Here is a 16,367-nt window from a genome sequence, read left to right as displayed (position 1 = left end):
ATCCCGGGAACGCCATATATACCTGTAGGAGCGAGCATGCTCGCGATCAGGCCGGCACATCCAACATCCACGTCGCCTGACACACCGCCATCGCGAGCTTGCTCGCTCCTACAGGAGATCACGGCCAGGCAAAAATCCCCGGAACGCCATATATACCTGTAGGAGCGAGCATGCTCGCGATGAGGGCGGTACATCGAACATCCACGTCGCCTGACACACCGCCATCGCGAGCTTGCTCGCTCCTACAGGAGATCACGGCCAGGCAAAAATCCCGGGAACGCCATATATACCTGTAGGAGCGAGCATGCTCGCGATGAGGGCGGTACATCGAACATCCACGTCGCCTGACACACCACCATCGCGAGCTTGCTCGCTCCTACAGGGGCAGCCATACATCAGCTCAAACTCTCGCCGATCTGCGCCGCCAATTGCACCAGCATCCCTGGCACTTCCTGGACCATTTCGCCCATCCGTGCAAAGTCGTGGGTCATGCCGGCCTTGACCTCCAGTACCAGAGGTTGCCCCGCGGCACGCAGTTTCTCGGCCCAGGCCAGGCCTTCATCGAGCAACGGGTCGTACTCGGCCAGCCACAGCACCGTCGGCGTCAGCCGTTGCAAGTCCTCGGCGTACAGGGGCGAAAAACGCCAGTCGGCGCGATCCGCTTCACTGCGTTGGTATTGCTGGTAGAACCACTCCAGCGTGGCGGCCTCCAGCAGATAGCCTTCGGCGAAGCGCGCAAGCGACGGGCGTTTTTTTACCGCGTCGATCACCGGGTACAGCAACACTTGCAGGCGCGGTACAAAGGGCCAGCCCAGCGGGTCCTGGGCAATGGCGATACACAGCGATGCCACCAGGCTGCCGCCGACGCTGTCTCCGGCCAGCGCTAGCCGATTCGCGTCCAGTCCCAACGCTTTGGCTCCGGTGACCGCGAGCCAGCGCGTCACGTCTTCGGCATCGTTGTAGGCGGTAGGAAAACGATGTTCCGGCGCCAGGCGATAATCCGCCGACAACACGGCAAACTCCCCCACCAGCGCCAGGCGCCGGCACAGCGTGTCGTGGGAATCGAGGCTGCCGACCACATAACCGCCGCCATGGAAGTACAACAACACCGGGCGCGGTTCGCTGTCCGGTTGCGGCCTGGCATACAGCCGCGCATTGAGCAAATGCCCGTCCCGCGCCGTCATGCTGACCGCCGTCACCGTCAATGCGCCCGTCGGGGCCGCATCGAGCAACTGTGAGGTTTGCTCGAATTGCTGTCGCGCTTGGTCAGGGCTCAGCTCATGCATGGGTTGGCTTTTGCCGCTGAGGCGGCCGAACTCGGCCAGCTCTAGAAACCCTTCGATGTCCGGGTGCAGTGCCATGGGCGGTATTCTCCAAAAAATAAACAGGCTCGCCCTGATAAACGAACCGTGAGGACCGTTCATTAGGGCGAGCCTGTCTTTGCTCCGTGCAAGCGCTAGAGTTGCGCCACCACCTCGCGGCCAAGCGCCGCCACCACGGCGTCCAGACACTCACCCTGCTGCAGGATATCGAAATGGCCAGCCTTCACCGTTTGCACCTTGCGCAACCGAGGCTGCCGACGTTCAAGGGTCGCGCGTTCGTCCGTCGGGTTGCCATCGGCCCACCAGCAATGCAGCGCGGCTTGTGGGATCGGCAGGGTGTCGACTTGCCGCGACAGCGCCTTCAAGCGCGTGCCGACCATGAATGTCTGGGCCAACTCATCGGCACCAAGCAGCGCATAACCGCTGGCCTGATCGCTTTGGCTGTCGATCACCGCGCGAATGATTCGCCTCACCGCGTCGTGGTCCCCCACCGGCTCGATACTCAACACCCGGTCAATCACCTCGCCCTCCATGCCCAGGGTCGCACCGAGGAACTCGGCCAGGTCCACACGCCACTCCTCCGGGCTGGCGACAGCATTGGCCTGGGTCGGCACAAAGCTGTCCACCAGAGCGACGAACGCCACACGCTGGCCCTGCTGTTCGAACAGGTCACTGACCAGTAACGCCAATGCCCCGCCCAACGACCAGCCCAGCACATGGTACGGCCCCTGGGGCTGCCGGGCGCGGATCGCCTCGACGTAATCGGCGGCCATCTGCGCAAGCGAGGTGTCCTGCCACTGCCGGTCGAGCAGCATCCGGCACTGCACGCCGTACACCGTGCGCTCACCCTCCAGGCGCCGGGCCAGCGGTTCGTAGTCGAACACCGTGCCGAAACCGGCGTGCAGGCAGAACAGCGCCGGCTGTTCGTCCACCGGCTGGTTGAGCAACAACAGCGGCTGCGGACTCTGGCGCACAGGTTGTTCATCGGCACCGGACAGCCCGGCAATCGTCGGTTTGGCCATCATGTCCCGCAGCTTGAGCTGGAAGTCCGGCTCATTCAGGGCACGCACTTTCGAGATCACCTTGAGGGTGCGCAGCGAATCACCGCCCAACTCGAAGAAGTTGTCGGTAATGCCGACCTTTTCGATGCCCAGCACCTGTTGCCAGATGTCCGCCAGCGCCCACTCCAGCGCTGTACGCGGTGCCACGTAGTCGCGGCCGCTGAAGGCCGGAGCCGGCAAGGCCTTGCGGTCGAGTTTGCCGTTGGGGGTCAGCGGGAAGCGCGGCAACACCACGACCTGCATCGGCACCATGTAGTCGGGCAGGCTCTCGCGCAATGCCGCCAGGCAACGCGGGCCGAGGCCATCGTCTTGCACTGCCACCACATAGCCCACCAGTTGCGGCCCCTGGCCGTTGTCGCGCACCACCACCAGCGCATCGTTGACCCCGGCCTGCTCGCGCAAGCGGGCCTCGATTTCGCCCAGCTCGATGCGGAAACCGCGCACCTTGACCTGATGGTCGATGCGCCCGACGTAATCGAACACGCCATCCTCGCGACGGCGCACCAGGTCACCGCTGCGGTACAGGCGCCCGCCTTCGCTGCTGAACGGATCGGCAACGAAGCGCTCGGCGCTCGTCCACGGGTGGCGATGGTAGCCGCGGGCGACGCCCCGCCCGCCGATGTACAGCTCACCGACCATGCCCACCGGCAGCGGGTTGAGGTCCATGTCCAGCACATGCAGGCTACGACTGCCGACACGTTGGCCTATCGGCGCGTACATCGCCTGGCAATGGCCGTCGGCGGCGATTTTCCACAGCAGCGGCGTGACCACGGTTTCCGTCGGGCCGTAGCCGTTGACCAGGTATTGCGGCTTGAGTGTGTGCTTGACCCGCTCGAAGGTGGCGTCCGACACCGCATCGCCACCGAAGCAGTAGATGCGCACCGGCGGTGGATCGCCGCCCTGCAACTCGGCGTGTTCGGCCAGTTGCAACAGGTACGCCGGCGGGAAGCAGGCGACGCTGATGCGTTGGCGGTGCAGCACGGCCAGGGTCTGTTCGGCGGTCCACAAGCTGTTATCGCGGATCACCAGGGTCGAGCCGCTGATCAGCGCAGTGATCCAGCGTTCATGGGCGCCGTCGAAGGCGAACGACATGAAATGCAGTTCGCGATTGTCCGGGTCCATCTCGTACAGCTCGGCGATGGCTTGCACGTGCATGCTCAACGGCCCGTGGGCCACGGCGACGCTTTTCGGTTTGCCGGTGGAACCCGAGGTGTAGATCAGGTAGGCCAGTTGCTCGGCGTGCACCGTGCACGAGGGGCTCGCCACCTCGACGTCGAGGTTCAAGCGATCCACCGCCAGCATCGCCGTGCCCGGATTGAGTTGCGCGCTATCGCGCAGCCGCTCCTGGGTCAGCAACAGGCGCATGTCGCTGTCGGCCATCATGTAGCGCAGGCGTTCCTGCGGGTATTGCGGGTCCAGCGGCACGTAGGCGGCGCCGCATTTCATCACCGCCAGCAACGACACCACCAGCTCCAGCGAGCGCTCCATGAACACGCCGATCACGTCTTCGGCCTGTACACCCTGTTCCAGCAGATGCACCGCCAGCGCATCGGAGCGCCGGTCCAGTTCGGCATAGCTCAGGTGTTCGGCGTCGCCCTCGGCATGGCTCAGGACCAGCGCCGTATGCTCCGGTTGCAGTCGCGCACGCTGACGGATCAGTTCGTGTACCGGCGTCTCGTCACCTTCTGCCACCACCGGCAACTCGCCGTCCAGCGCCCGGCCTTCGTCCAGGGTCAGCAGGCCCAGTTCACCGACGGCGCGTCCGGCGTCGTCGCACAGGCGCTGCATCAGGCTTTCCATGTGGCTGCGCAGGATTTCCACGGTGGCCAGATCGAACTGATCGCGCTGGTGCATGTACTCGATGCGCAGCCCCTCGTCGAGGCTGACCATCAGGTCCATGGCGAAACTGGTCAGGCCGAAATCGCAAACGTCTTCGAAGCGCAGGGCGTCACCGTTCCACTCGCGCAGGGTGCGGTCCACCGGCTGGTTTTCGAACACGATGATGCTGTCGAACAATGACTGCCCGCCCTGCCCGGCCCAACGCTGGATATCGCTGAGCGGGGTTTGCTGGAAGTCGCGGATGTCGAGGTTGTAGGCCTGGATCTCGCGCAGCCAGTCACCGACGCAGGTTTGCGTCGGCACGCTGTTGACCACCGGCAAGGTGTTGATGAACAGCCCGAGCATGTGCTCCGAGCCGTCGAGGGTTTGCGGGCGCCCGGACACGGTGGCGCCGAACGTCACCGTGCGCTGGCCGGTGTAGCGCTGCAACAGCAGCAGCCACGCGGCTTGCACCAGGGTGTTGAGGGTCACTTGCTGTTGCTGGACAAAGGCCTGCAAACGCGAGGTCTGCCCGGCGTCCAGGTGGGTGTAGATCGCGTGATGACCGGCTTGCGGCGCCTTGACCGGCAAGGCGCGAGCCAGGTGCGTGGCGCCTTCGAGGTGGCTGAGCTTGCCTTTCCAGAACCTCTCGCTGGTCTCGGCCACTTGCTGCCCAAGCCAGTCGATGTAGTCGCGATAGGCGGCCACCGGCTCGTGCGCCTCACCACTGTAATGACGCAGCACTTCACCGATCAGGCGCGACACGCTCCAGCCGTCCATGAGGATGTGGTGGTAGGTCCAGATCAAGCGATAGCGGTCGTCCTCCAGACGCACCAGCAACAGGCGTAGCAAGGGCGCACGGTTCAGCGAGAAGCCGCGTTCGCGCTCCTCAAGGGCCAATTGGCGGACGCGTCCGGGCTGGTCATCCAACCCACGCCAATCCAGTTCGGTCAGCAGCGCAGGCGCAGCGCGCAACATCACTTGCAACGGCTCCTTGTCGCCTTCCCAGAGGAAAACGGTGCGCAGAATCCCGTGACGCCGCGCGGCATCGGCCCAGGCCTCGCGGAAACGCGGGCCATCGACGCCGCGCATGCCCACTTCAACCTGGTTGACGTACAACCCGGAATCGCCGTCCTGCACCGAGTGGAACAACATGCCCTGTTGCATCGGCGACAGCGGATAAACGTCCTCGACTTCGTCCGCCGTCAATTCCAGCGCCTGATACTGCGCCTCGCTCAGCTCGATTTTCACTGCCGATGCGACCAGCGCTGGAACGGCTTCATCCGCCATGACCGTTTGCGCCACAGTAGCCAGCTCGGCAAGGGTCGGATGGCTGAACACCTGCTTGGGCGAAATGCTCAAGCCCGCCTTGCGTGCGCGGCTGACAGCCTGGATCGAGACGATGGAATCGCCGCCCAGCTCGAAGAAGTTGTCCTGCATGCCGATCTGCGGCACTTCGAACAGCGCCTGCCACACCGCTTGCAAGGTCGCTTCCACGGCAGTGCGCGGCGCCACGTACTCGCGCACTGCCTGGTCAGGCTGTGGCAGCGCCCGGCGGTCGAGCTTGCCGTTGGGCGTCACTGGCAACCGGTCCAGCAGCAGCACATGGCTTGGCTGCATGTGCTCGGGCAGCGCGTTGCGCAGGTGTCGCTTGAGAGGATCAAGGGTCGCATCACCGGTGACGTAAGCCACCAGTTGCCTGGACTTGCCCACGTCGAGGGCGATCACCACGGCCTCGCGCACCGATGGATGCTCCAGCAGGCAGGCTTCGATTTCCCCGAGCTCAATGCGCAAGCCGCGGATCTTCACTTGATGATCGATGCGCCCGACGTATTCGATCACGCCGTCGTCGCGGTAACGCGCCAGGTCGCCGGTGCGGTACAGACGCTCGCCCCGCTCAGCGAACGGGCTGGCGACAAAACGCTCGGCCGTCAGCTGCGGACGGTTGTGATAACCACGGGCCAGACCGATGCCACCCAGGTACAGCTCACCGACGCAACCCGGCACCTGCGGTTGCAGGCTGTCGTCGAGGATGTGGGTCACCAGGTTGGCGATCGGATAACCGATCGGCACGTTGATGCCGCCGTCGTCGACACAGGTCCAGTGGGTCACGTCGATGGCCGCTTCGGTCGGGCCGTACAGGTTGTACAGGCCAACGTTGGGCAGCACGCGGAACAGGTTGTGCTGCAAGTCCGCCGACAAGGCTTCGCCGCTGCACATGATCTGCCGCAGGCTGGCGCAACGCTCGAAGCCTTCGCCCTGGACAAACGCCTGCAACATCGACGGCACGAAATGCAGGGTGCTGACCTGGTACTGCTCGATCAGGCTGACCAATTGCGCCGGATCGCGATGGGCGCCCGGTTCGGCTACCGCCAGGCGCGCGCCGGTCATCAATGGCCAGAAAAACTCCCAGACCGACACGTCGAAACTGAACGGGGTCTTCTGCAACACGGTGTCGCGCCCGTCCAGTGGGTACGCGCCCTGCATCCACGCCAGGCGGTTGTACAAGGCCTCATGGTGGTTGGCCGCGCCCTTGGGTTTGCCGGTGGAGCCGGAGGTGTAGATCATGTAGGCCAATGATTGCAGCTCAACCACGGCGGGCAGGTTTTCGTTGCTCAGGCCGTCCGGCAAACCGGCCATGTCATCGAGGCAAATGGCCGTGGTGGCGGGCGGAATCGGCAACTGCTCGAGCAAATGACGCTGGGTCAGCAGCAGATGTACGCCGCTGTCGTCGAACATGTGCGCCAGGCGTTCACGGGGGTAGTCCGGGTCCAGCGGCACGTAGGCGCCACCGGCCTTCATGATCGCCAGCAGGCCGATCACCAGTTCCAGCGAGCGCTCTGCGGCAATGCCCACCAACACGTCGGCGCCGACACCCTGGCTGCGCAGGTGGTGCGCCAGCCGGTTGGCCTGCTGGTTGAGTTCGCCATAGCTGAGGGTCTGGCCGGCAAACACCAGCGCCGGGGCCTGCGGGGTCTGCAGTACCTGGGCTTCGAAGCACTGGTAGACCGGGCGCACATCCGCCCAGGTCTGTGCGGTGCGGTTGAAGCCTTCGACCTGCTGCGCGGTTTGCGCGGCATCGAGCAGGCTCAAGCGCCCCAATGGCTGTTGCGGCCCACGGACCATGGCATCGAGCAACGCCACAAGGCGCGCGCCCAGGCTTTCGATGGCCTCGGCGCTGAACAGCGCGGTGTCGTAGTTCAAGCGCAGGTCCAGGCATTCGCCCAGCTCGGCGGCGATGGCCAAGGGGAAGCTGGTCTGGTCGTGATGACGGATACCGGAGAACTTCAGTGCCGTGGCGTTACCCTCTTCCAGCGCTTGCGCCACCGGATAGTTTTCGAACACCAGCAGGGTGTCGAACAACGCCTCGCCAGAGTGGCCCGCCCAACGCTGCACGTCCGCCAGCGGTGTGTATTCGACGTCGCGCAACTTGAGGTTGAGCGCCTGGACTTCGTCGATCCATTGGCTCACGGTGCGCTCAGGGTGCGGCGTGGCGATCACCGGCAAGGTGTTGATGAACAACCCGACCTGCTGTTCGATGCCTTGCAACTCACTCGGACGCCCCGACACGGTGGCGCCGAACGCCACCGTTCGCTGTCCGGTGTAGCGCTGCAACAGCACCAGCCATGCCGCTTGCAACAGGGTGTTGGGCGTGACGCGGGCCTGACGGGCGAACCCGCCCAGGCGCTCGGTGGCCGCGCGGTCCAGGCTCAGGTGCAGGGTGCGATGACCGTCGCCCTGCCCTGCGACCGGTCCTGGCAATGCGCCGGCCAGTCGCGTCGGCTCGGCGAACGGCTGCAATTGCTCCAGCCAGAACGCTTCGCAGGCGGCACGGTCGCGCGTTCCCAGCCAAGTCATGTAATCGCGGTAACGGCCGACGCTCGGCGCGGGCATGACGCCGGAGTACCGTTGCAGCACTTCGCCGAACACCTGCGAGGTGCTCCAGCCGTCCAGCAGGATGTGGTGGTGGGTGAAGATCAGGTGATGAACATCGCTGGCCGTGCGTACCAGGGTCAGGCGCAGCAGCGGCGCCGCCGTCAGGTCGAAACCGCGTAGGCGATCTTCATCCGCCAATCGATCCAGCGCCTGGACCAGGTCCGTTTGATCGCGCCAGTCGAGCACGGTCAGCGGCAGCGTGGCATCGGCCAGGATCACTTGCAGCGGGCGCGAACCGTTGCTTTCACTGAAGAACGCCGCGCGCAACACTTCATGGCGCGCCAGCGTCTGCTGCCAGGCATTGCCAAACACCTCGACGTCCAGCCCCTGCACATCCAAGCGCATCTGCGGCACATAAGCACCGGCGTCCGGGGCGAACAGGCTGTGGAACAACATGCCTTGCTGCATCGGCGACAGCGGCAGGATGTCTTCGATCCGCCTCGCTGCCAGCGGCAAGGCATCGAGTTGCGCCTGATCGACGCTTACCAGCGGCACGTCGCTCGGGGTCAGGCCACCGGCACTGCCCAGGCAATGCTCGATCAGTCGTTGCAGTTCCAGGGCATAGGCGTCGGCCAGGCGCTGCACCGTTTGCGCTTCGAACACTTCGCCACTGAAGGTCCAGTTCAGGCGCAATTGCCCCGCGTAGACCTGGCCGTTGATGCTCAGGCCCCGCTCCAGTTCGGCCGACGCGCCCTGCTCGGCACCGCCGCTTTCCTGCGCCGGGCGCCATGGCGCCTGCTCGTCGAAACTGGCGTCGAACTGGCCCATGTAGTTGAAGGTGACTTGCGGCGACGGCAAGTCCTCGAGGCCGACGTCGGCCAGATAGCGCAGGATGCCGAAACCGATACCCTTGTCGGGCACGGCGCGCAGTTGTTCCTTGACCGCCTTGATGCTCGCGGCCAGATCGCCCGTCGCGGTGAGCTTCACCGGGAAGATCGAGGTGAACCAGCCCAGGGTGCGGGTCAGGTCGATGTCGTCGAACAGGTCTTCGCGGCCGTGACCTTCCAGTTTGACCAGCGTTGAAGATTGACCGGTCCATTGCCCCAGGACTCGCGCCAGCGCCGTCAGCAACAGGTCGTTGACCTGGGTGCGATACGCCGCCGGAGCGTCTTGCAGCAGTTGGCGGGTGAAAGTGCTGTCGAGCACGGTTTCCACGCTGACGGCATGCTGGCTGGCCAGACTGCCGTGGGGGTTGTCGGCAGGCAGTTGCACCGCCACGTCGTGGTATTGGGCTTGCCAGTATGCGGCTTGCGTCGCCAGCTCCGGGCTCCGGGCGTGCCGTTGCAAGCGCGCGGCCCAGGCTTGATAGGCGCTGGTTTTCGCTGGCAGGTGCAGGGGTTGATCCTGCCGGGCCTGCCGATAAACCGTCTGCAAATCCTCAAGCAGCAAACGCCACGACACCCCGTCCACCGCCAGGTGATGCACCACCAGCAACAGGCGTTGGCCCTGGGGCCCCATGTCCACCAGCAAGGCCCGCAGCAACGGACCGTCCTGCAGGTTCAGGCTGGCCTGTGCGGCGTTGCACAGTTCAAGCAGCTGATCGGCATTGGCGGCCTGACGCTGCCACAGCACCTCGACGCTGTTCCACTGCTCGGCCTGGGCCTGTTGCCAGACGCCGTCGACATGATGCAAACGCAGGCGCAACGCATCGTGATGCTCCAGCAACGCGGCCAGGGCCTGTTGCAGGCAACCGCTGTGCAATGGCTCGCGCACTTCCAGCAATAGCGACTGGTTCCAGTGATGACGGGCCTCGATGGATTGTTCGAAGAACCAGTGCTGGATCGGCGTCAGCAGCACTTCGCCGCGCACCGGCCCCTGGTCGATGAGCATCCCTTCACTGCGTACCGCCACCTTCGCCAGGCTCTGCACGGTCTGGTGCTGGAACAGGTCCCGCGGGGCGATGCGAATCCCGGCCTGACGCGCGCGGCTGACCACCTGGATGGAGATGATCGAGTCGCCGCCCAGCTCGAAGAAGTTATCTTCGATGCCCACACGCTCAAGCTTGAGCACGTCTTGCCAGATCGCCGCCAACTCGCTCTGCACGTCATCCAATGGCGCCGTATAAGCCTGCTGCGCCAGTGCCGCGTCGGGCTTGGGCAACGCACCGCGATCGAGTTTGCCGTTGCCGGTCAGCGGCCAGTGGTCGAGCTTGAGCAGATGCGCCGGCACCATGTAGTCCGGCAAACCGGCTTGCAAGTGTTCGCGCAGGGACGGGCGCAAATCGCTGTCGTCGCCGCACGCGGTGAACCAGGCGACCAGTTGCGGGCTGCCGTTGACCTGCGGTGCCAGCACCAGTGCTTGCTCGATGGCCGGATGGCTTTGCAGGCGAGCCTGGATTTCTCCCAGTTCGATGCGGAAGCCACGGATCTTCACCTGATGGTCGATACGTCCGGCGTACTCGATGCTGCCATCGGCGCAGTAACGCGCCAGATCGCCGGTGCGATACAGGCGAACGCCCGGTGCAGTGGCGAACAGATCCGGTACAAAGCGCGTGGCGGTCAGGTCTGGGCGCTGGTGATAACCACGGGCCAGGCCGGCACCGCCGACGTAAAGCTCACCGACGCAACCCTTGGCCACCGGGTTCAGGCGCGGGTCGAGCACGTACCAGCGCAGGTCGCTGATCGGCTCGCCCAGCGGCGAGCTGTTGGCGCCATCGAGGTCGGCGCGGGACAGCGGGCGGTAAGTCACATGCACCGTGGTTTCGGTGATGCCGTACATGTTGATCAGCAACGGCTGCCGGTCATCGAAGGCGTCGTACCAGGGACGCAGGCTGGCCACGTCGAGCGCCTCGCCGCCGAACACCACGTAACGCAGGGCCATGCCTTGCCCATTGGCGCAGGCAAACGGCATCAACTGGCGGAAGGCCGAGGGCGTCTGGTTGAGCACGGTGACGCGCTCATCGCGGAGCAAGCGGGCGAAGTCTTCCGGGGAGCGGCTGACCCCGTGAGGCACCACCACCAGCTTGCCGCCGTAGAACAACGCGCCAAAGATTTCCCACACGGAAAAGTCGAAGGCATAGGAGTGGAACAGGCACCAGACATCGCCCGCATTGAAGCCGAACCAGTGCCCGGTGGCACTGAACAGGCGCGTCAGGTTGCTGTGAGGCAGCAGCGTGCCTTTGGGTTTGCCGGTGGAGCCGGAGGTGTAGATGACGTAGGCCAGGTTCTCTGGAACAGCCAGGTTCGGCAGGTCGTCGGTACTGGCCTCCAACAGCCAGTCGCGGGCGAGATCGAGGCAGATCACCTCGATCCCCTCGCTCAATGGCAGGCGTGGCAACTGCGCGGAGTCGGTCAGCAACAGGCCTGTGCCGCAGTCGGCGAGCATATGGGCCAGACGCTCCTGCGGGTACTCCGGGTCCAGCGGCACGTAGGCGCCACCGGCCTTGAGGATCGCCAACAGGCTGACGATCATGTCCAGCGAACGCTCCAGGGCGATGCCCACCAACACGTCCGGGCCGACGCCGCGCTCGCGCAGGCGATGGGCGATGCGGTTGGCGCGACGGTTCAGTTCGGCGTAAGTGAGGGTGACACCGTCGCAGGTCACGGCAATGTTGTACGGGTGCGCGGCGGCCTGGGCTTCGATCAGTTGATGGGCGCACAAGGCGTTCGCCTGATCGACATTCGATACGGCGCTGCGGTTCCAGTCGAGCAAGGTGGCCTGCTGCTCATCGGCGTCGAGCATGCACAGGTCCGCCAGGGCTACGGTGCTGTCAGCGCAGATCGCCTGCAACAGGTTCAGCCAGTGCCGGCCGAGACGCTCGATGGTCGAAGCGTCGAACAGTTCGGTGGCATACACGAACGATGCGTGGATGCTCTCGTCGTCTTCGACGGTGTCGAGCATCAGATCGAACTTGGTGGTCTTTTCGTCCCAGACCAGCGGTTCGACGCTCAGCCCCGGCAGGTCCCAGCGTTGCGCGCCGCCATTGTCGCGCTGGTGGTTGAACATTACCTGGAACAGCGGCGTGTGGCTCAGGCTGCGTTCGACGCCCAGGCCATCGACCAGTTGCTCGAAGGGCAGGTCCTGATGAACCTGCGCGCCGAGTGCCGCGGCCTTGATCTCGGCCAGCAACTGCACGAATGGCTGGTCGGCCCGGGGCCGGCTGCGCAGCACCTGGGTGTTGACGAAAAAGCCCAACAGGTTTTCCACGTCCTGGCGGGTACGGTTGGCAATCGGTACGCCGACGCGAATGTCCTGTTCACCGCTGTAACGGTGCAACAGCGTCTGCACAGCAGCCATCAGCAGCATGAACAAGGTGCAGCCTTCACGGCGGGCCAGCTCACGCAGTTGCGCGGTCAACGCGGCGCTGACTTTCAATTCGACACTGGCGCCCTGCTGGCTCGGGATCGCCGGGCGACGGCGGTCGGTCGGCAGGTTCAGCGGCGGGTGTTCGTTGCCCAGCTGTCCGCGCCAGTAATCAAGCTGGCGCTCGGCTTCGCCGGCCTCCAGCCACAGGCGCTGCCAGCGGGCGAAGTCGGCGTATTGGATGCCCAACTCCGGTAACTGCGCGGCCTGCCCGGCACTGAGTTGTCCATACAGCCGGGTAAATTCCTGCAGCAGGATCGGCAGCGAGCCGCCATCGGTGACGATGTGATGGAAGGTCAGCACCAGCACATGTTGCCGGGCCTCGAGGCGGATCAAGCGGCAGCGCATCAACGGACCGTGCAGCAGGTCGAACGGCTGCTCGGCGTTCAGGGCGATCTGGCATTGCAAGTCGCCTTCGTTGGCCGCCACGACCTCAACCAGCGGCGCGTCCATCCGCGGGTGAATCTTTTGCAGCACTTGCTGATCATCGAAGACGAAGGTGGTGCGCAGCACTTCATGACGCTGCACCAGTGCGGTCAGGGTTTGCGCCAATGCGTCGCGGTCCAGCTCGCCGTTCAGGCGAAAGGCGCCGGTCAGGTTGTAGGCGGTGGCCTGGGGCTGCATCTGCCAGAGAAACCACAAGCGCTGCTGCGCGTAGGACGCCGGCAACGTATCGATGCTACGGTCCCGTGGCGGGATCGGCAGCAGCTCCAGGGTCAGCCCCTGAGCGTGCATCTTTTCTTGCAACGCACGCCGGGCGTGGGCACTCAAGCCACAGAAACGCTGGGCCAGGGTCATCATTCTGTCCGGTGCGGCACTCATCGCGCGTGTTCCTCATCCACTTCGTCGAACAACGCTTCAAGGGCGTCTACGTCGTTTTGCTGGTGCTCGCCTTGCTGGCGGAACCGCTCGATTTCCACCGCCAGGCGTTCGAGGGTATCGCCGTCGAAAAACAGCTTGAGTGGGATCGCCAGGTGCAGTTCTTCCTGGATCCGTGCACGAATGCGCGTGGCCAGCAGCGAGTGCCCGCCGAGTTCGAAGAAGCTGTCATGCACGCCAACGCGTTCGACCTGCAACGCTTCGGCCCAGATGGCCGCCAGGGTTTTCTCCAGGTCGTTGCGCGGAGCAACGAAGGCGCTGTGACGCACGTCGAGATCGAGCAGGGCCTGGCGATTGAGTTTGCCGTTGGGCATCAACGGGAAACGCTCCAGCACCTGCAAGCGCGCCGGCTGCATGTGCTCGGGCAGTGCTTGCGCCAGATGGCTGCGCAACGCGTTGAGGTGGATGTCGGCGGTGTCGGCCGGGGCCACCACGAAGCCCAGCAGTTGCGGGCCATTAGGGGTTTGCTGGGCGATCACGGCGGCGTCCTCGATACCGGGCGCACTGCGCATGGCCGCTTCGATCTCGCCCAATTCGATGCGAAAACCACGGATTTTCACCTGCTGATCGACCCGGCCCAGATACTCCAGCACGCCATCGGCGCGATAGCGTGCCAGGTCGCCGGTGCGGTACAGGCGCTTGCCCGTGCTTGCGGTGAATGGGTCCGGAACAAAGCGCTCGGCCGTCAGTGGGGCGCGCTGCAGATAACCCCTGGCGATGCCGACACCGCCGACATACAACTCGCCTTCGACGCCCACGGCCACCGGTTGCAGGTCCGGGCCGAGTACGTGGATGCGCATGCCGGCAATCGGCTGGCCGATGGGAATGCTGTCTTCCTCGTCGCCTTGGGGCAGTTCCCAGGCCGAGCACCACACGGTACCTTCGGTCGGCCCGTATTCGTTGACCAGTGCCACCCCCGGCAATACCTCGCGATGCCTCTGCACCAGTGCATTGCTGCACGCTTCGCCGGCGACAATCACACAGGCAAGGGCCTGGCGGTCGAAGTGTTCGAGAATCTGTGCGTGGTAGGACGGCAAGGTCAGGTAGTGGGAAACCTCTTCCTGCTGGATCAATGCGGCCAGTCGGGCCGGGTCCCTGTAGCTGTCTTCGTCCGGCAGGCACAGGGTCGCGCCCTGCCCCAGCGCCCAGAAAACCCCGGCCACCGAACTGTCGAAGGAGAACGACGAGAGCATCAGGAAGGCGCGCAGCGGCTGGCGATAAAAAGCATTGCGCGCCAGGGTCGAAGCCACGGCGTTGGCATGACTGATCATCACGCCCTTGGGTTTGCCGGTGGATCCGGAGGTGTAGATGACGTAGGCCAGATTCGCGCTGTCGCCTTGTGGTTCGGGCCGGGTTTGCGCGGCGGACCAGACCTCGGCCCCCGGCGTCAGGGAAAGGGTCCGCTCACTGTGCAACGCTTCAGGCAGCGGTTGGCAGGCCAGCACCTGGCGTGCGCCGGTATCGGCGAGCATGAACGCCAGACGCTCGATGGGGTAGTTCGGGTCCAGCGGCAAGTACGCCGCACCGGCCTTGAGCGTGCCCAACAGGGCGATGAGCATTTCCAGCGAGCGCTGGCCATAGACCGCGACGATTTCGTCCGGAGCCACGCCTTGGTCGCGCAAGGTATTGGCCACCTGGTTGGAGCGTGCATCCAGCTCGGCATAAGTCAGGCGCTGGCCGTTGACGCTCAGGGCGATGCGTTGCGGATGCAGGCGCGCCTGTTCGCTGAACAATTCTTGCAGAAAGCGATACGGCAATGCCTGTTCTGTGGCGTTCGGGTTGAAGCCTTCGATCAGGCGACTCCGTTGCGTAGCACTCACCAGGTCAGCCTGAGCCAGGGTCAATTCGGCGGACGCCAGCAATTGGCGACTGAACTCGACAAACTGCTCCAGCCACTCGGCCAGCATCGATTCTGGCAGCGCGCCGTCAAGGCACGACAACTGCAACTGCTCGCCCTGTACACGCAGACGCAGGATTTCAGGGTTGGCGTCGTCCACCTCGATTCCGGCCTCGATAGCGGTTTGATAGACAAAGCCGTAGCGAAACGGCGCAGTGCCTTCGGCGCTCGACTCGAACTCGTTGAGGCAGTCGAGCCAGGACAGTGACTGTTCGATGCTTGCCGCAAAGGTTGCCAATGCTTGCGCCAGTGTCTGCTGGCTGCGGTGCTCGAAGGCCACCGGCAAACGCCGGGCGAAGCGTCCGAGGGTGGCGGCGGTTTGCTCGTTGCGCCCGTCCACCTGCCAGCCCATCAGCAGCTTTTCCTGCTGGCCGATACGGGCGACGAACGCGGTCCACAGCAACAACGCCAATTGCCCGGCCTCAACGCCCGTTTCAACAGCGGCCCGTTGCACTTCGGTGAGCCAGGTGGCGTCGGTGCGCACAACCTGACGGCGAGCCAGGGATACTTCGGCGGCTTTTTCGAAAGGCAAACGATGGACCACGGCGAACTGCTGTTGCAGGTTGCGCCAGAACGCCGCGCCCTGGTGACCGATATCCTCTTCGCGCAGTTCCTCCTGCCACGCGGTGTAGTCCAGGTATTGCAGCGCGTCCTCGTCTTCTGCCAGGGCTTCGCCGCGCAGCAGGCTGCCGAGCTCGCTCGACAGTACCCGCAGCGAGACCTCGTCGAAGCTGCATGCCGGGGTCAGCAGGGTGATGAAAGACTGCCCTGCTTCGCCTTCGACCTGCGCCACCACCAGCGCTCGATTCGCATCTTCGACCATGGCTTCGCGACTGCGGCTCAAGGCCTCGGCCACCGAAGGCTGGTTGCCCGGCAGCGTGACCGGCAATGCATCGCACAGGCTCTGCACCGGCCATTTCATGCCCGGCAGGCGGCGGTACAGCGTGCGCAGGATTTCATGGCGCCGGCCAAGTGTTTCCACGGCTCGGCGCAACGCCTGAGCGTCCACCGGCCCGGCCAGCGGCAATGTCAGGGCGGCGAACAGCGGCCGGGCGCCGAGCTCCTGGGCACGCAAATAAAAGGCCTGCTGGGCCGAGGTCTGGAATACGTCTACCGAAGGTTCGAGGGCGCTGGTGTTCATGTCGGGTGTCC

The 16,367-nt window shown here is 64.7% G+C and carries 3 protein-coding genes; all 3 read right to left on the bottom strand.

From position 1 onward, the window contains the following. Positions 1 to 395: 395 nt before the first annotated feature. Positions 396 to 1,361 carry an alpha/beta hydrolase gene (locus tag CAG47_RS25110; protein WP_085728494.1) on the bottom strand — a complete coding sequence of 322 codons (966 nt, stop codon included), beginning with the start codon at positions 1,359 to 1,361 and terminating at the stop codon, positions 396 to 398. A gap of 95 nt (positions 1,362 to 1,456) precedes the next feature. After that, positions 1,457 to 13,261, bottom strand: coding sequence for an amino acid adenylation domain-containing protein (locus CAG47_RS25105; RefSeq protein WP_085728492.1), 11,805 nt, complete (start codon positions 13,259 to 13,261; stop codon positions 1,457 to 1,459). After that, entirely contained in the window at positions 13,258 to 16,356 is a 3,099-nt protein-coding gene (locus CAG47_RS25100) for an amino acid adenylation domain-containing protein (protein WP_085728490.1), read from the bottom strand. The genes CAG47_RS25105 and CAG47_RS25100 overlap by 4 nt, the downstream gene beginning before the upstream one ends. Positions 16,357 to 16,367: the final 11 nt, after the last annotated feature.

This window comes from Pseudomonas sp. R37(2017), from assembly GCF_002113375.1.
GTDB lineage: Bacteria > Pseudomonadota > Gammaproteobacteria > Pseudomonadales > Pseudomonadaceae > Aquipseudomonas.
Note: the sequence above shows the minus strand (reverse complement) of the source record. Positions and strands in the feature narration are given on the sequence as shown.

Excerpts from the sequence above, each read along its gene's own strand:
- CAG47_RS25110 (WP_085728494.1), bottom strand. The coding sequence starts at position 1,361 with ATGGCACTGCACCCGGACATCGAAGGGTTTCTAGAGCTGGCCGAGTTC.
- CAG47_RS25105 (WP_085728492.1), bottom strand. The coding sequence starts at position 13,261 with ATGAGTGCCGCACCGGACAGAATGATGACCCTGGCCCAGCGTTTCTGT.
- CAG47_RS25100 (WP_085728490.1), bottom strand. The coding sequence starts at position 16,356 with ATGAACACCAGCGCCCTCGAACCTTCGGTAGACGTATTCCAGACCTCG.